This is a genomic window from Microbispora sp. KK1-11, from assembly GCF_006874435.1.
Taxonomy (GTDB): domain Bacteria; phylum Actinomycetota; class Actinomycetes; order Streptosporangiales; family Streptosporangiaceae; genus Microbispora; species Microbispora catharanthi.
Genome location: NZ_VIRJ01000038.1, coordinates 44,586 through 60,841 on the forward strand (window position 1 = coordinate 44,586; position 16,256 = coordinate 60,841).

18 protein-coding genes are annotated in these 16,256 nt (G+C 71.3%); 9 read left to right on the plus strand and 9 right to left on the minus strand.

What is annotated here, in order from left to right:
* Positions 1-113: 113 nt before the first annotated feature.
* The 5 genes from FLW16_RS37250 to FLW16_RS37270 all read left to right on the plus strand — a co-directional run bounded on the left by FLW16_RS37250 (position 114) and on the right by FLW16_RS37270 (position 4,770).
* Complete coding sequence (locus FLW16_RS37250) at positions 114-1,388, plus strand: cytochrome ubiquinol oxidase subunit I (RefSeq protein ID WP_142565549.1); 1,275 nt, start codon at positions 114-116, stop codon at positions 1,386-1,388.
* Positions 1,389-1,401: 13 nt separating this feature from the next.
* Entirely contained in the window at positions 1,402-2,415 is a 1,014-nt protein-coding gene (gene cydB / locus FLW16_RS37255) for a cytochrome d ubiquinol oxidase subunit II (protein ID WP_142565551.1), read from the plus strand.
* A gap of 102 nt (positions 2,416-2,517) precedes the next feature.
* Complete coding sequence (locus FLW16_RS37260) at positions 2,518-3,387, plus strand: MEDS domain-containing protein (RefSeq protein ID WP_185949761.1); 870 nt, start codon at positions 2,518-2,520, stop codon at positions 3,385-3,387.
* On the plus strand, positions 3,377-4,180 hold the full coding sequence (locus FLW16_RS37265) for an STAS domain-containing protein (RefSeq protein ID WP_142565555.1): 804 nt from the start codon (positions 3,377-3,379) through the stop codon (positions 4,178-4,180). The genes FLW16_RS37260 and FLW16_RS37265 overlap by 11 nt, the downstream gene beginning before the upstream one ends.
* A gap of 47 nt (positions 4,181-4,227) precedes the next feature.
* Entirely contained in the window at positions 4,228-4,770 is a 543-nt protein-coding gene (locus tag FLW16_RS37270; RefSeq protein WP_142565557.1) for a hypothetical protein, read from the plus strand.
* Positions 4,771-4,774: 4 nt separating this feature from the next.
* Here FLW16_RS37270 and FLW16_RS37275 read toward each other — a convergent pair whose 3' ends face one another.
* From FLW16_RS37275 to FLW16_RS37285, 3 genes are all read right to left on the minus strand, one after another.
* Positions 4,775-5,821: a glucose 1-dehydrogenase gene (locus FLW16_RS37275; protein ID WP_142565559.1), complete on the minus strand. Its 1,047-nt coding sequence runs from the start codon at positions 5,819-5,821 to the stop codon at positions 4,775-4,777.
* Positions 5,821-6,045 carry a hypothetical protein gene (locus tag FLW16_RS37280; protein ID WP_142565561.1) on the minus strand — a complete coding sequence of 75 codons (225 nt, stop codon included), beginning with the start codon at positions 6,043-6,045 and terminating at the stop codon, positions 5,821-5,823. Before FLW16_RS37280 ends, FLW16_RS37275 begins: the two co-directional genes overlap by 1 nt.
* A gap of 218 nt (positions 6,046-6,263) precedes the next feature.
* On the minus strand, positions 6,264-6,674 hold the full coding sequence (locus tag FLW16_RS37285) for a helix-turn-helix domain-containing protein (protein WP_260616010.1): 411 nt from the start codon (positions 6,672-6,674) through the stop codon (positions 6,264-6,266).
* A 50-nt stretch (positions 6,675-6,724) separates the two neighbouring features.
* Here FLW16_RS37285 and FLW16_RS37290 point away from each other — a divergent pair, with 50 nt between their 5' ends.
* The gene (locus tag FLW16_RS37290; protein WP_142565563.1) at positions 6,725-7,621 is read left to right on the plus strand and encodes an NAD(P)-dependent oxidoreductase; all 897 of its coding nucleotides are present in this window, start codon (positions 6,725-6,727) and stop codon (positions 7,619-7,621) included.
* A gap of 57 nt (positions 7,622-7,678) precedes the next feature.
* Here the strand turns inward: FLW16_RS37290 and argG are convergent, their stop codons facing one another.
* The 4 genes from argG to FLW16_RS37310 all read right to left on the minus strand — a co-directional run bounded on the left by argG (position 7,679) and on the right by FLW16_RS37310 (position 12,072).
* A complete protein-coding gene (argG, locus tag FLW16_RS37295) occupies positions 7,679-9,127 on the minus strand; it encodes an argininosuccinate synthase (protein WP_142565565.1) in 1,449 nt (482 codons plus the stop codon).
* 89 nt (positions 9,128-9,216) lie between these two features.
* Positions 9,217-10,302, minus strand: coding sequence for an ROK family protein (locus tag FLW16_RS37300; RefSeq protein ID WP_260616011.1), 1,086 nt, complete (start codon positions 10,300-10,302; stop codon positions 9,217-9,219).
* Positions 10,303-10,622: 320 nt separating this feature from the next.
* Positions 10,623-11,696, minus strand: a complete 1,074-nt coding sequence (locus FLW16_RS37305; RefSeq protein ID WP_142565569.1) for a M56 family metallopeptidase — start codon at positions 11,694-11,696, stop codon at positions 10,623-10,625.
* Position 11,697: 1 nt separating this feature from the next.
* Positions 11,698-12,072 (minus strand): BlaI/MecI/CopY family transcriptional regulator, encoded by a 375-nt coding sequence (locus FLW16_RS37310; RefSeq protein ID WP_260616012.1) that lies wholly within the window; start codon positions 12,070-12,072, stop codon positions 11,698-11,700.
* A gap of 102 nt (positions 12,073-12,174) precedes the next feature.
* Here FLW16_RS37310 and FLW16_RS37315 point away from each other — a divergent pair, with 102 nt between their 5' ends.
* Positions 12,175-12,627, plus strand: a complete 453-nt coding sequence (locus FLW16_RS37315; protein WP_142565571.1) for a hypothetical protein — start codon at positions 12,175-12,177, stop codon at positions 12,625-12,627.
* A complete protein-coding gene (locus FLW16_RS37320) occupies positions 12,624-13,787 on the plus strand; it encodes a glycosyltransferase family 4 protein (RefSeq protein WP_142565573.1) in 1,164 nt (387 codons plus the stop codon). The genes FLW16_RS37315 and FLW16_RS37320 overlap by 4 nt, the downstream gene beginning before the upstream one ends.
* A 103-nt stretch (positions 13,788-13,890) precedes the next feature.
* Here FLW16_RS37320 and FLW16_RS37325 read toward each other — a convergent pair whose 3' ends face one another.
* Complete coding sequence (locus tag FLW16_RS37325) at positions 13,891-14,718, minus strand: SDR family NAD(P)-dependent oxidoreductase (RefSeq protein ID WP_142565575.1); 828 nt, start codon at positions 14,716-14,718, stop codon at positions 13,891-13,893.
* 92 nt (positions 14,719-14,810) lie between these two features.
* Here FLW16_RS37325 and FLW16_RS37330 point away from each other — a divergent pair, with 92 nt between their 5' ends.
* Positions 14,811-15,725: a helix-turn-helix domain-containing protein gene (locus tag FLW16_RS37330; RefSeq protein ID WP_142565577.1), complete on the plus strand. Its 915-nt coding sequence runs from the start codon at positions 14,811-14,813 to the stop codon at positions 15,723-15,725.
* Here the strand turns inward: FLW16_RS37330 and FLW16_RS37335 are convergent.
* Positions 15,620-16,249, minus strand: a complete 630-nt coding sequence (locus tag FLW16_RS37335) for a TetR/AcrR family transcriptional regulator (RefSeq protein ID WP_260616013.1) — start codon at positions 16,247-16,249, stop codon at positions 15,620-15,622. The two genes, FLW16_RS37330 and FLW16_RS37335, sit on opposite strands and share 106 nt — an antisense overlap.
* Between the last annotated feature and the right edge of the window lie 7 nt (positions 16,250-16,256).

Genomic DNA, 16,256 nt, shown 5'->3' on the forward strand with positions numbered 1-16,256 from the left:
AGATGTGTGAGGATATGATCCGTCCACTCTTGCGGACTTTGCGAGGAAAGGGCTGATTTGCCGCTCCACCACGCACCCCTGACCTCTCCTCGCCGGGTGACGGGCGTACGCCGATGACGGACGAGACGCTGGCGCGCCTGCAGTTCGCGACGACGGCCGGCTTCCACTGGCTGTTCGTGATGCTCACCCTCGGCCTCGCCCCGCTGATCGCGGTGATGCACACCCGGCACGCCCTCGGCGGCGCACCGCTCATGGAGCGCATGACCCGGTTCTGGGGCCAGATCTACGTCGTGAACTACGTGCTGGGCATCGTCACCGGCCTGGTCATGGAGTTCCAGTTCGGGCTCGCGTGGAGCGGGCTGGCCGAATACGCGGGCAACGTCTTCGGCGCGCCGCTCGCACTCGAGACGATCGTCGCCTTCTTCGCCGAGTCCACCTTCCTGGGCATGTGGATCTTCGGCTGGGGGAAGCTGCCCAAGGCCGTGCACGTCACGTTGATCTGGCTGGTCACCCTCACCGCGTACGCCTCGGCGTACTGGATCATGGTGGCCAACGGCTTCCTGCAGCACCCGGTGGGGCACGAGGTGCGCGGCGGCGTCGCCTACCTCACCGACTTCGGCGCCATGCTCACCAACCCCAACGCGATCAACGCGCTGGTGCACGCCGGCACCGCCGCGCTGATGACCGGCGGAGTGTTCGTGGCGGGGGTGAGCTCCTACCACTTCCTCAAGCGCACGGCGGAGCGGGAGTTCTTCCGCGCGTCACTGCGGCTCGGCCTGTTCGTGGCCACGCCCGCGGCGTTCGTGGCGCTCTACTACGGGTTCGTGCAGATCCCGACGCTCGTGGACACCCAGCCGATGAAGGCGGCGACCCTGCGGGGCCACATCGACGACATCGGCTCCCTGCGGGTCGAGGACGTGCAGGCGCAACTGGCGCAGCGGTTCGGCGCGGGGGACTACCGGCCGCCCACCTGGATCGCCACCGCCTTCGACGTCATGCAGGGCGTCGGCTATCTGATCTTCCTGCTGATCGTCGTGGCCCTCGTCCTGCTCTACCGGGACTGGTACCTCCGGTTCCGCCCCGCGGCGTACCTGATGCTGGTCGCGGTGCCCCTGCCCTTCGTCGCCGCGCTCGGCGGATGGCTGCTGCGCGAGGTGGGACGCCAGCCGTGGGCGGTGTACGGCGAGCTCACCACGGCCGCTGCGCGGTCACCCGTCGGCTCGATGACGGCGTCCCTGGTCCTGTTCTGCGGGGTGTTCCTCGCGCTGGCGGTCGCCGACTGGGCGCTGATCGCCCGGTACGCCCGCCGCGGCCCGGCCGACACCGACCTGGGCGGATCACCCGGCGACGGGCAGGCGGAGCGGCCCACCGCGTCGCTCGCCCTGTGAAAGAGGAGCCCTCGTGACTGTCGAACTCCTGTGGCCGGCCCTGCTCGGGCTGCTGCTCGCCGGCTACTTCGTCCTGGCCGGTTTCGACTACGGCGTGCAGATGCTCACCCCCTGGCTCGGCCGTGACGACCGCGAGCGGCGGGCGCTGCTCAACGCCTTCGGCCCGTTCTTCCTCGGCAACGAGGTCTGGCTGGTGGCCGCAGCCGGGGTGCTGTTCGGCGCCTTCCCCTTCCTGGAAGGGCGGCTGCTGTCCGGGATGTACTTCCTGTTCGCGGCGATCCTGGCCGGGATCGTCGTCGGCAACGCCGCCGTACAGTTGCGCAGCCGCCACCGGGGCGCCTCGGCACGCCGCCTCTGGGATGGGTTGATCTTCCTGGGCGGGCTGGTGCCCGCCGTGGGGTGGGGGCTCGTGACCGGCCGCCTCCTCGCCGGGGTGCCGCTGGACGCCCGGAACGCCTTCTCGCTCGGACCGGCCGACCTCCTTCACCCCTTCGTGCTGCTGTGCGGCGCCACGACCACCGCGGTGTTCCTCGCGCACGGAGCGTCCTTCCTGGCGTGGCGGACCGGCGGCGAGCCGAGCGCGCGGGCGGCGAGGGCCGGCCGTCGCGCCCTGCTCGTGGCGGCCGTGGCGGCGGCCGCCGTCCTCGTCACCGGCTTCCTCTCCTCGGCGCGGCACGCCCTCGTCAACCCGTGGCCCGCCCTCGTGGCCGGCGCGGCCCTGGTGGTCGCGCTCCTCGCAGGGGCGGCTCTGCTGCGCTCGGGCCGTAAGGGCCGTGCTTTCGCCGCGACCTCGTGCGCGGCCGCCCTGCCCGTCGTCGCCCTCGGTGCAGGCCTGCACCCCTTCGTACTGGTCTCCTCCGGCGCACCCGGCACCGGCCTGCGGCTGGCGGAGGCGATGGCCGAGGCGGGCACCCTGCGGCTGCTGACCGGTTTCGCCGCGGTCATGGTGCCGCTGATGCTCCTTTCCCAGGTCTGGAACTGGTGGATGTTCCGCGACCGAGCCGGCCGTACGCCGACGTACCTGTAGCCCTCCTGCCATCCGAGACCGATTCTTGACGAATGCCGGTCACTAGGATGGGTAGCCCGATGAGACGGTGGGCGGCCGGGACTGCCCGGGGGTGGTGGCGCGGTGACCGTCGGTGCTGAGGTGCAGATCACGGATCTAGCGATCAACGATCACGCGTGCCTGACCTTCGGCGAGCCGGAAGAACTGCTCGACCTCACCGCGGCGTTCGTCCGGGACGGGCTGGCGGGAGGGCTGCGCGTCGTCTGGTTGTGCGAGGAGCCGCAGGGAGCGCTGGCCGAGCTGAACCGCCGCGGGATCGCCGTGCGGTCCGCCACCGCGAGCGGCCGGATGGACGTCGTCGCGTCTCAGGAGGGCCTGCTGTCCGGGCAGGTCTTCTCGGTGGATCACGCGATGGGGTGGCTGAGCTCCCAGATGGAGCAGACCTCGCACGAGGGCTACTCGGGGCTGCGGGTGGCCCTCGACATGGGCTGGGCGCTGCGGCCGGTCCACGGTGTAGAGCAGCTGCCCGCCTTCGAGGAGAAGATCGCGACGATCCTGTCGGACAGCAGTGTGTCGGTGTTGTGCCAGTACGACCGGGAACGCTTCGACCCGGTCACCCTCGCCTCGGTCTCCCCGTTCCACACGCGGGCGGTCGCCGCGGCCACCTACTACGACGACCCGTTGCTGCGGATCTGCCGCCAGTACGCACCGCCCGGCATCCGGATGGCGGGACAGATCGACCGGGCGGCCGAGGACGCCCTGGCCGTGGCGCTGAGCGAGGCGATCAGGACGGACGGCCCCGTCACGATCAACATGGCCGAGCTGTCCTTCATCGATCTCTCCTGCACCCGGACGATCATCGACGTGGCGCGGAGCCTGGCCCCCGCCCGCACGGTCGTCCTGCGATGCAACCCCGCCATCGTGCCGCGGTTCGTGCTGCTCGGCGCTCAGGGCATTCCCGGGATCAGCCTGGTGACCGCGCATGAGCGATGACGGAACCAACCACGCCTCCCACGTCGCCTCGGGCTCCGGCAGCGGGAAGCGGAGCACCGCTACGCCGGTGCTGATCCTCGACCACGCGTTCGACCGCGGGTCGCTCTATCCCCTGCGGGAGACGCTGGAAGCACACGTCGTCCACGCCGGGCTTCCCCACGGACGGTCTGTGGACCTGGTTCTCACCGTCCACGAACTCGCCACCAACGCGGTCTTCCACGGCTCGGGAACCGGACGGGCGAGGATCTGGCAGCTCGACGGCGTGCTGCGGTGCGAGGTCGGCGACTCCGGCACGCCCGGGCACGACGCCGCCGGATGGCCGGTCAGGCACGGGCACGGGCTGTGGCTCGCCCGCTACCTGTCGGACCGGTTCACGATCGACTCCGGTCCGGACGGCACCCTCGCCACGGCCGACTTCACCCTCCCCGGACCCGCGTCGCATCGGTCCGCCACTCCACGGCTGCGCCGTCTCGAGTCGCACACCGTTCTGGAGTTGGACGGCGCCCTCGACGAGCAGGCGGCCCCCGAGATCACCGCGGCGGTCGGGGAGCTCGTCTCCGGCACACCGGCGCCGGGGCTGGTGATCGACCTTTCCGCGGTGACCTACTGGGACAGCACCGGCATCACCGCCCTGATCGTGGCGCAGCAGCGTGTGTCGGAGACGGCGACGGGGATGCTGGTCCTGACCGGCCTCGCGACCGAGTTCGCCGAGCGCCTCGACGCGCTCAGCCCGGTTCCGTTCACGACCCGCGAGACACCCGCCAAGGCCGTTCCCCTGTTTCCGCCCCCCTGAAGCTGTTTCCGCCCCCCTGAAGCGCACGCATGTGCTGAAATGTGCCGATGGATCGGACGAGGCAGGCGATGGGTGAGATGCTCGTCTACCTTTTCGCGGTCTTCCTGATCACGGGCGGCGTCCTGGCCTTCTCCTACGTGCCGAGCGGCGAGACGGTCGGCTACACCGGCAGCTACGAGCCGCTGCGGGGCGTCCAGATGTCCGCCGCCTACGACTCGATCCTCGACATCAGCTTCGACGTGCGCGGCGGCCTGTTCGTGCGGCAACTTCACCATCGCAGTGCGGTCCTGCTCGGCCTGGGGACCGTCGTCTGGGCCCTGCTCGGCCGGTTCCGGTACGCGCTCCCGGTGCTGGGCCTGGCCGCGGCCGCCGCGCTCGGCGGCTACGGCTCCGCCGACGACCTGCTGTCCGAGACCTTCCTTGCCAGGGTGCCCGTTCCCGTGTGGTACGGCCTGCACCTCGTGGCGGCGCTCGCCGTGGGCGCCCTGCTGGTGGTCTCCTCTCGCCGGGAGGCCGCCCGGCAGCCCAGGACGGCCGGTTTCGTGGCGGTGACCCTCGGCCTCTCCGCCATGCTGATCTTCTTGGTGTGAGACGTCACAGCTCGACGACGACCTTGACGTCCTGCGGCCCGGCGGTGAAGGCGTCGCGGAACGACTCCAGCGGCACCCTGCGGGTGATCAGCCGGTTCAGCCAGGCGAGGTCGGCCTTGCCCAGGGCGTCGGCCGCGGCGGCGTAGTGGGCGAGGTTGGCGCTGACCGAGCCGATGAGCACGTCGTTCTCCAGCACGATGTCGCGGTTGAGGCTGCCCGCGTCGAGCGTGATCCGGCACCCGGCCGAGGAGACGCCGGTGAGACAGACGATGCCGTACGGCGCGGTGTTCGCGGCCACGGCGAAGATGACCGGCCCTGCGCCCGTCGCCTCGATGACGACGTCGGGGCGCACCTTCGCGGCGACCTCCCCGGCGTCCTCGGCGTGGTAGACCGCGCCGAGGTCCCGCACGAGGGCCGGTTTGGGGCCGTCCGTGACCCGGTCGAGGACGTGCACCTCCAGCCCGCGCTGCACGCCGAGCAACGCCGCGAGCAGGCCGATCGGCCCGGCGCCGGTGACCAGCGCGGTCTTCGGCGCGAACCAGGCCCGGGCGCCGACCTTCTCCACCTCGTCCCAGGCCTTGGCGACGACGCTGGTGGGCTCGAGGAGCATTCCGACGTCGGCCAGTCCGGGATCCAGCCTGACGGCGTAGCCGGGCTCGACCACCCAGCTCTGGCTGGCGTATCCGTCCAGCTCCTTGATGCCGCGCTCGGTGTAGCGGCCGTTGCGGCACATGTCGAACTGCCCGTGCGCGCAGGCGCCGCACGGCACCGGGTCGGGCCGCCGGACCACTCCGACCACCAGGTCCCCCGGGGCGAAGCCGCTGCCGGAAGGCGCCTGCCGCACCCTGCCCAGCGATTCGTGGCCGATGACCAGGCGGTCGCGGCCGGGTGGGGCCCAGCCGTACTCCCCGGCGGCGATCTCCTTGTCGGTGCCGCACACGCCGACGGCGAGACCCTCGACGAGCAGGTCCCCCTCGCCCGGCTCGGGATCGGGGACCTCGGTGACGGCCAGGGAGTCCTTCTGCAGCGGAACGACGGTGAGAGCGCGCATCAGCGCTCACCTCCAACGCGATCGTGGCCGTGGGCGACGTACTCGGCCGGCCGGGTGCCGGACAGGTGACGGGCGACGTTCACGCCCGACGTGGCTGAACGCCTGCGGCGTGTTGCCGAGCTGCCGCCCGGTGACGGGTAGCAGTCGATCGATCCGTCGCGCCCCACCAGCGCGGCCGTGTGCAGGTCGCCGAGCAGCCCGTAGTCCTCGATCCGCATTGCCACCGCGCCTCCCCTCCGGCGGTCGATCCCGCGAACAAGGGCCGCGCTACCCGCGCAAAGGGAACGTACGCCACACTGCAAAGAACCGTCGTCCGGCCGACTCCGCGGCCTACCCACCTTTTTGTGGGTACTTGTCGGCCGGTCCTGAGCGGCGTGAAGCTTGGTTCCGGGCGGCCGGAAGGCCGCCGGATTCAGGCGGGAACGGGGGTGACGGCGGTGCGTCAGGAGACGGAGAGGGGCTCTGCCTGCGCCTCCCCGGCCTGCGCATCCTCGGCCGGCGCCTCCCGGGCCGGCTTCTCCAGGGCAAGCTTCTCCAGGCGGCGATGTCCCCAGTCGGACAGCGGCGCCAGCGCCTCGGACAGCTCACGGCCGAAATCGGTCAGTGAGTACACGGTCTTCAGCGGACGGCCGTCGTGCACCTCACGGTGCACCAGCCCGTCGGCCTCCATCTCCCGGAGCGTCTGAGTCAGCACCTTCTCGGTGAGGCCCGGCAGCCGCCGGACCAGCTCGCCGGGGCGACGCGGAGCGGTCTCCAGGAGCCAGAGCAGGATCGTCTTCCACTTGCCGTCGATCACGGCGATCGCGGCGGTGACCCCGCAGACGTTCAGGTCCCTGGCACGGCTACGCGTCATCTTTCCATCCCGTTCAGCGCCATCGCTGTCATGCACGCAGGAGTTGAGACATGAACAGGCACGCCCAACAGTCTGCCGTCACCGTGCTCGGCCTGGGCCCGATGGGCCGGGCCCTGGCCGGGGCCTTCCTGGACGCCGGTGTCCGGACCACGGTCTGGAACCGGACACCGGGCAGGGATCGTGAGTTGACCGAGCGGGGCGCGTACGGCGCGCCCACACCTGAGGAGGCGGTCGCCGCGAGCGAGCTGACCGTGATCTGCGTGGTGAACTACGACGCGGCGGACGACGTCGTGCGGCGCGACGCGGTCGCCGGCGCGCTCGGGGGACGCACGCTCGCGAACCTGACCGCCGACACGCCCGACCGCGCCCGGAGCACCGCGGCCTGGGCGGCCGCGCACGGCATCGGATATCTCGACGGCGCGATCATGACACCGACCACCACCATCGGCACCCCGGCCGCGGTGTTCCTGCACAGCGGCCCGGAGACGCTCTACCGGCGGCACCGGCCGGTGCTGGACGCCCTCGGCGGCACGCACACCCACCTTGGCGAGGAGATCGGCCGGGCGGCGGCCTACGACATCGCGTTGCTCGACGTCTTCTGGACCGCGATGGCGGGCTACGCGCACGCGCTGGCGGTGGCGCGGGCCGAGGGGGTGACCGCGCGGGAGCTGGCGCCGTTCGCCAAGGGCATCGGCGCGATCCTGCCGCCCATCTTCGAGGAGGCGGCGGCGGAAGTGGACAGCGGCGGATTCTCGGGCGAGGGCAACCCGATCACCTCGGCGGCCTCGTCCATGGCCCACATCGTCCACACCTCCGAGGCCCACGGCATCGACGCGAGTGTGATGCGCGCGGCCGAGGGCTGGGCCCGCCGCGTCATCGCACAGGGCCACGGCTCCGACGGGTTCGTCCGGATCACCGAGCTCCTGACTCCCCGCGCCCACGTCTGACCTGCCGGGCCGCGCATGCCGAGGCGCCCGGCACAGCGGGCGCCCCGGTCGTGCTTGTCAGTCGGTGCCGAGCTCCATGGCGGCCTGGTCGAGAAGCTCCTCCTCGGTGGAGACCTCGCCGCGAGAGGCGATCGCCTCGGCTCCACCCTCGGGCATCGCGCCGATCAGCCCGGTCGAGGCCGCCTGGGCGGCTCCGATCAGCGCCGGCTGCTGGCTGCCGACCATGCCGAGCCTGGCGTACTGCTCCAGCTTGGCGCGAGAGTCGGCGATGTCGAGGTTGCGCATCGTCAGCTGCCCGATGCGGTCCACCGGGCCGAAGGCGGAGTCCTCGGTGCGCTCCATCGAGAGCTTGTCCGGGTGGTAGCTGAACGCCGGTCCGGACGTGTCCAGCACGGAGTAGTCCTCACCGCGCCGCAACCGCAGGGTCACCTGCCCGGTCACGGCCATGCCGACCCAGCGCTGCAGCGACTCGCGCAGCATCAGCGCCTGCGGGTCCAGCCAGCGGCCCTCGTAGAGCAGCCGGCCCAGCCGCCGCCCCTCGATGTGGTAGCTGGCGAGGGTGTCCTCGTTGTGGATCGCGTTGACCAGCCGCTCGTAGGCCGCGTGCAGCAGGGCCATGCCCGGCGCCTCGTAGATGCCCCGGCTCTTGGCCTCGATGATCCGGTTCTCGATCTGGTCGGACATGCCCAGGCCGTGCCGGCCGCCGATGGCGTTGGCCTCCAGCACCAGATCGACGGCGGAGGGGAACTCCTTGCCGTTGATCGTCACCGGACGTCCCTGCTCGAAGCCGATCGTGACGTCCTCGGTGGCGATCTCGACGGCGGGGTCCCAGAAACGCACGCCCATGATGGGCTCGACGATTTCGATGCCCGTGTCGAGGTGCTCAAGAGACTTGGCCTCGTGCGTCGCGCCCCAGATGTTCGCGTCGGTCGAGTAGGCCTTCTCCACGCTGTCCCGGTAGGGCAGCCCGTGGGCGAGCAGCCACTCGGACATCTCCTTGCGCCCGCCGAGCTCGTTGACGAAGTCGGCGTCCAGCCAGGGCTTGTAGATCCGCAGGGAGGGGTTGGCGAGCAGACCGTAGCGGTAGAACCGCTCGATGTCGTTGCCCTTGAAGGTGGAGCCGTCTCCCCAGATCTGCACGCCGTCCTCGAGCATCGCGCGCACCAGCAGGGTGCCGGTGACGGCCCGCCCGAGCGGGGTGGTGTTGAAGTATGTGCGGCCGCCGGACCTGATGTGGAACGCCCCGCAGGCGAGAGCCGCGAGCCCCTCCTCGACCAGGGCCGCCCGGCAGTCGACCAGCCGGGAGATCTCCGCGCCGTACGCGGTGGCACGCCCCGGCACCGAGGCGATGTCAGGTTCGTCGTACTGGCCGATTTCGGCGGTGTAGGTGCACGGCACTGCACCCTTCTCCCGCATCCACGCGACCGCTACCGAAGTGTCGAGGCCGCCGGAGAAGGCGATCCCGACACGCTCGCCGACAGGCAGAGAAGTGAGCACCTTGGACACGAGTAGAATATATACACGGGAATGCATGATCATGCAATCCCGTGCGGCACGGATCTCGCCATCGGCGAACCGTCCGGTGCGAGCGCCGATCACCGGGGGAAGCCGTAGACCTCCTCGCTCACGAGCCTGGCCGCGCCGATGACGCCGGCCTGCGCGCCGAGGTCGCTCATCGTGATCGGCAGATTCCTGGTGGCGAGGGGCGGCGAGCGGCGGTAGATCGCGCCGCGGATCTCGGCGAGCAGGACGTGGCCCAGCAGCGTGAGCCCACCGCCCAGCACGATGAGGCTCGGGTTGAAGAACGACACCAGGCCCGCCAGCACCTCGCCCACGCGCCGTCCGCCGTCGCGCACCATCTGGACGGACGTCGCGTCACCCGCGGCGACCGCCTCGCCCACCTGCGCGGCGGTCAGCGTGCCGTCGCGTTCGAGGAGTTCCCCGAGCAGGGGCGAGCGCCCGGACCGGGCCGCGGCGAGCGCGTCGCGGGCCAGCGCGTCGCCGCCGAAGGACGCCTCCAGGCATCCCGTGTTGCCGCAGGCGCAGATCTCGCCGGAATCGGCGACCGGTATGTGCCCGATATCCCCCGCGCACCCGTCCACGCCGCGATAGAGCTCACCCTTGGCCACGATTCCGCAGCCGATGCCCGTGCCGACCTTGACGAACAGGAAGTTCTCGGCGGTGCCGGCCGCACCGGCGTGTTGTTCGCCCAGGGCCATTACATTGACATCGTTGTCCAGTACGACCGGACAATCGAACTTCCTGCCGAAAACATCGCGGGCCGGAAAACCGTCCCACCCCGGCATGATCGGCGGCGAGACCGGGATACCGCGCGAGAAGTCCACCGGGCCGGGCACGCCGACGCCGACTCCCATCGGCCGGTCCACTCCCAATTTCAGGAGCAGCCGGCGGCTCTGTTCCATGGCGAGTTCGAGCACGGGCTCGGGACCCTGGCGTACGTCGCATTCGGTGCGTTCGAATGCGAGGACGCGCAGCCTGCCGTCGGTGACCGCGGCGGACACCGAGGTCGCGCCGATCGCGACGCCGACGAACCGGACCCGGCCTGCGAGATCGATGACGGTCGACCGGCGCCCTCCACGAGACGCGGCCGGCCCGATTCCCTCGACGAGTTGAAGCGCCGTAAGCCGGCCGAGTTCCGCCCCGATCGTCGTACGTGACACTTCGAAGTGTTCCGACAGCTGAATGCGAGATTGCGGACCGGCGTCACGCAATCGCGTAAGTATTTTGGCCTGCAGCCGTGTTTCGGCTCGCCCTGGCACCGAGGTCTCCACCGCCCAAGTTTCGCACCGGGTGGCGCCTCATCCGTCATCCGCGCGTAGTCCGGCGTCGGCCGGAATTTCGCCGCTCCCACTCTTCCGGGAAGGATTTGCGGGGAAGTCCGGTCGGATCCGGAGACCGCCCGGCAATGAAACTTTCATTGACAACTCAGGCGAACTCCGCGGCTCGCGGAAGACTTAAAGGACAGGCGAAGGCCTGAGGATCACGGAACTCCCTTGATCAGCGAAACGCACGGACGTCCGGCCACGGCTTCGACCCCGGCCGGGCATCCTGTCCGAAGCGGCGCACCACGCAGAGCCTGCGTCTCCGCCACGCCCGCACGGTGCCCGCCGGCAACCACGTGCACGATCGGCGGAGAAGACTCCGCCTCTTCGAACAAGGACTCCGTATCCGCGCGGGACTCGTTGGTGGCGACGAGACAGGCGGCCACGGCCACGATCAGTACGGCCGCCGTCAAAGGACGGCGACGCGGCGGGGCGGTCAGCAGATGGTTGACCCGGGGAAGCACGTCGCCATGGCCGAAGGCGAGGGCGGCGAGGCCCGCCCGCCGCTGATGCTCCCCGCCGGCCAGCGCCGCCTTGACGATGGCGCGGGCCGCGACCCTCCGATCGCCCACTTCCTCGGCCGCCCGCTCGTCCGCCCAGCGCTCGGTGGTGTACTCCACCGCCCGCGGCAGGGACGCCAGCAGCGGGTTCAGTGCGGCGGCCACGGCGGCCACCGTCCGGTAGAGGTGATGGCGCTGGCGCAGATGAGCGCGCTCGTGGGCGAGCAGGACCCTTCGCTCCTCCGCACTGAGGGCACGCAGGATCCCGGTCGTCACCACGACACGGCCGGGATCGCCGAAGCCCCCCGGCACGGCGTACGCGTGCGGAACCGGGTCGTCGACGACCACCAGGCCGCCGAAGGCGGCGGACGCGCGGCGGCAGGTCCGTGACGCGCGCCGCAGCGCGAGGGCCTGCCGCACCGCGGTCCTGACCGCCAGAGCCCCCACGACCGCGAGCGCCAGCAGCGCGAGCTGCGCGGCCGGCCGCGGCACCGGGTCGAGCGCTTCGAACAGGCCCACGGACCAGTCGCCGAAGGCCGCGACCAGCGGCACCTGACCGAGGTAGGTGCTGGCGAGGAAGACGAGTGTGAGGACAGAGCTGGCCGCACACGCCGCGCCGGCCGCGACCAGGAGCCGGGTGGCGGTGGCAGGCGCGAGCCGGCGCCCGAATCGCGGAATCGCGAGACCCAGCAGCGCCGACACGACGAACGGCAGGTAGACGATGATCCGCATGTCAGTCGTCCATCTCCCGGAGCAACCGCTGCAGGATCTGCTCGTCGTCCGCGCTGAGCCGTGACACGAACTGGGCGAGCACCGCCGCCCTGTCACTTCTGCGGGCGAGCAGCTCGTTCATGGCCTCGGCGGTGTGCGACGCCTCGTCCACCGCGGGGGCGTAGACGAACCCCCGGCCCGAGCGCCGCCGGGTGGCCAGACCCTTGCGCTCCAGGCGCGCGAGCGTGGTCATGATCGTGGTGTACGCCAGGGAGCCGCCGAGCTCGGCCTGCACCTCGCCCGGGCTCACGGGCGTCGTCTTCGACCACAACACCGCGAGCACCTCGTCTTCCAGCATGCCCGCCGGGCGTCTGTCGCCATGTCCCGTGTCGGTCAACCCGACCTCCCTGAGAACGAATTACTATCGCAGTAGTAGTTACTATCGAGCTCGTAGGTTGAGGCTACCCCGCGAAAGCGGAACGCACAGGGAGCAGGGCCGATGACATCAATGCAGGCCGAGGTGGAACAGGTCTGGCCGCGAGACGGAAGAGTCCTGGTGATCGGCCGCATCGTCGGCACGGCCCCCACTCCGCCGGCCCGGACGACCGCGACCCTCATCCTCACCAACCGGGACAGCCCAGGCCTCGTGCTGAGCTGCCCGGCGACGGTGGACGGCGGCCGGTTCGAGGCGGCCTTCGCCGTCGAACTGGTCGTCTCGGCCGTGGCATCCCGCCGGATCGACGGCCGCCAGGTCTGGGATCTCCATCTCAGACTGCCCGGCGATCCGGAGCCGCTTCGGCTGGGACGCCACCTGGACGACATCCCCGACAAGAAGAAGATCATGACCTTCCCGGCCCAGACGGGCGAGACCCGAACGGGCGCCGTCAGCGTCAAGCCGTACTACACGGTGATGCAGAACCTGTCGCTGATCTCCAGGCCGGTCCAGGCATGAAGCTCCGCTACCTCATCATGAACGCCTACGGGGTCGGCGGCACCATTCGAACAGTGATCAATCAGGCCAACGCCATGGCCGCCGCCGATCACGACGTGGAACTGGTCAGCGTCTTCCAGACCAGGGACCGGCCCAGGTTTCCCCTCGATCCCCGCGTCCGCCTGAGCGTCCTGGCGGACCTGCGGGGCCCGCGCTGGCGGCATCCCGTCCGCGACCGGCTCCGGCGCCGGCCGAGCCTGCTCGTTCCCCCCGCCGAGGTGCGTTACGCCAACTTCAACCGGCTGAGCGACCAGAAGATCGTGAGATATCTGCGCTCGCTCGACGGCGGCGTTCTGGTCACGACCCGCCCCGCGCTCAACCTGCTCTCCGCCCGCTACGCCCCGGAGAACGTCGTGCGGGTCGCCCAGGAACACATGTACCTGCGCTCTCACAAGCCCGAACTCGTCGCCGAGATCGGCCGCTGGTACCCGCGGCTGGACGCCGTGGTCAGCCTCACCGGCGCCGACGCGGCCGAGTACGCGGCGCTGCTCGACGGCGGGCGGACCCGCCTGGCGACCATCCCCAACGGCCTGACGCCCGCCGACCGGGCTCCCGCCGCACCCGACGGCAGGATCATCGTGGCGGCGGGGCGGCTCACTCGCCAGAAGGGGTTCGACCTGCTGATCGAGGCGTTCGCCGAGGTCGTCGCCGAACACCCCGACTGGCAACTGCGCATCTACGGCGACGGCAGGGAGCACGGCAGGCTACGGCGTCTGATCCACCGCCTCCATCTCTACAACCACGCTTTCCTGATGGGCGGCACGACCACACTCGAACAGGAGCTGGCCAAGGGGGCGATGTTCGTCCTCAGCTCGCGATATGAGGGCTTCGGCATGGTGCTCATCGAGGCGATGGCCCACGGGCTGCCCGTCGTGAGCTTCGACTGCCCGCACGGGCCCGCGGACATCGTCACCCACGGCCGGGACGGGCTACTGGTTCCCCCAGAAGATACCGGCGCGCTCGCCGCCGCCATGAAGTCGCTGATCGGCGACCCGTCACTACGGCATGCGCTGGGCGACGCGGCCAGGACGTCGGTCATGCGGTACGACATGGACGGGATACGTCTGGCCTGGGAGCGGTTGTTCGCCGAGCTGCACACCGGAGCGGCCCGGGCCGGGTAGGCGTTGCCCACGTTGGGATCCCCGGCGTCGACACCGCGGGACGGCCACCGTGCCCGGGGGCTTGGTGACCGGTGCCTCCAAGACCGGTGGGGCGGCCGCCGGGTCAGCCGTCTGCGGACTCGGACAGGGAGCGCCACTCCCGCCAGGTGTGCAGGCGTTCTGTGTAGACCCGCTCCGCGATCGGCAGGCAGTAACTCCCCAGGAACAGGCGCAGCGGGGGCCGTTCCGCGTCCACGACCGCGAGGACCGCGTCGGCCGTGGCCTCGGGGCCGATCGGGACCCTGCCCGCCGCGGCGGCCCGGCGGGCCTCCCGGACGGGCTCGTACGCGGGGAGCGGCTCGGCGTGGACGGCCGACGATCCGCTCCAGTCGGTGCCGTAAGGGCCGGGTTCGATGATCGTCACCTTGATCCCGTGCGGGGCGACCTCCTGGGCGAGCGACTCGCTGAACGCCTCCAGGCCCCACTTCGACGCGTTGTAGAGCCCGAGCATGGGGAACGCGGCGACGCCGCCGATGCTCGACACCTGCAGGATGTGGCCCCGACCGCGCTCCCGCATCCCGGGCAGCACGGCCTGGGTGACCCAGAGCGCGCCGAGCAGGTTCGTCTCCAGCTGAGCTCTCGCCTGTGCCTCGGTGACCTCCTCCACCGCTCCGAACAGGCCATATCCGGCGTTGTTGACGGCGACGTCGACGCCGCCGAAGCGTTCGGCCCCCTGGGCCACCGCGGCGAAGGCGGCCTCCCGGTCGGTGACGTCGAGCGTCAGCGGGAGGACCGCGTCGCCGAACTCGTCGGCGAGCGGCTTCAGCGCGGAAACGTCGCGGGCCGTCGCGACTACCCGGTCGCCGCGCCGCAGCGCCGCCCGCGCCCACACGTTCCCGAAGCCTCGGGATGCTCCCGTGATGAACCAGGTGAGTGTGTGTTCGGTACTCATACCGGCCACTCTGCCCCCCGTGGGACGGGACAGCCATCACCGTGACAGGGTCACCCATCGCCCACGGGCCCCGCGTACAGTGGCGGGTAGACATGCTCGGCGACAACGCTCTCGGCTCCTTCCTCAAGGCCCGCCGCGCGCTCGTACGCCCCGAGGACGTCGGGCTGCCCGCGACCGGGCGGCGCCGGGTCGCGGGGCTGCGCCGCGACGAGCTGGCCGCGCTCGCGGGCGTCAGCCTCGCCTACCTGACCCGGCTTGAGCAGGGCCGCGACCGCAACCCCTCCGAGCAGGTGCTCGACGCGCTCGGTGCCGCCCTGCGCCTCGACGCCGACCTCACGGCCCACCTGCACGCCCTGGCCCGCGGTGCGTCGAGACGGAACGGCGGCCCGCCCCGCCGGCCGCGGGAGCGACCGGCCCCGGGGACGCAGCTTCTCCTCGACGCGTGGGTGGACACGCCCGCCTACCTGCGAGGACGGCGGTTCGACGTGCTGGCGGCCAACGCGACGGCGATCGCCCTGGCGCCCATGTATCGGCCCGGCCGCAACCTCGTCCGAGACGTCTTCCTCGACCCCGGCGCGCGGGCGCTGTTCCCCAGGTGGGACGCCGTCGCGGCCGACTCGGTCGCCGCGCTGCGAGCCGTGGCCGGCGCCGCCCTCGACGACCCGGCCCTGCGCGAGCTGGTCGAGGACCTGTCGGCGGCCTCCGAGGACTTCCGCCGCCTGTGGGAACGCCACGACGTCCGCCCGACGCGCGACGAGACGAAGGAGTTCGCCCATCCCGTCGTCGGGCCGCTCGTCCTGCGGCGGCACAGCCTGGCGGTCGGCGGGACGGACGGCCAGGTCGTCATCGCCTACCAGGCCGAGCCGGGAACGCCCTCGGCCGCCGCCCTCGCCCGCGTACGTCACACGGGCCAGCCGCCTCGCTTGCGCGGTGACCTGAGCGGCACGGCGGCTGACAGCGGGGAGGCCGCGCCGGGAGACAGGGCGTCGAGGACGAGCGCGAGGTAGCGCCGCCAGCCGTCGCTGCCGGGATCCATCGTCCACAGCACGCCCATCAGCATGACCATGATCCTGGGCAGGTCGTCGGGGACGAGGTCGGCACGGATGAGACCGGCCTGCTGCCCGCGCCGGGCCAGCAGGGTCAGCGACTCGATGAACGGGCTGCTGGCCTCCGCGGTGATGGCGCCGGAGTTCCGGGCGGCGGCCAGGGTGTTGTGCTCACGGGCCGCCGTGGACATCGCCGCCTCGAGCACGGTCGCCAGACCGCGCCGGGGATCGTCGTCGACGAGCGCCCGTTCGATGGCGGGGGCGATGTCCTCGGCGAAGCTCTGGTCGAGGGCCGCCCGGACCAGGCCCGCCTTGTCGGGGAAGTGGCGGTAGAGCGTCGCGATGCCGACCCCGGCGCGGCGGGCGATGTCTTCGAGCAGCGCGTCGGGGCCCTGCTCGGCCCAGACCTCCCGGGCCGCACGCAGAATCCTGCCGGAGTTGCGTGCGGCGTCGGCGCGCAGCCGCCGTGAGGTCTCGGTGGTCACCCCGACA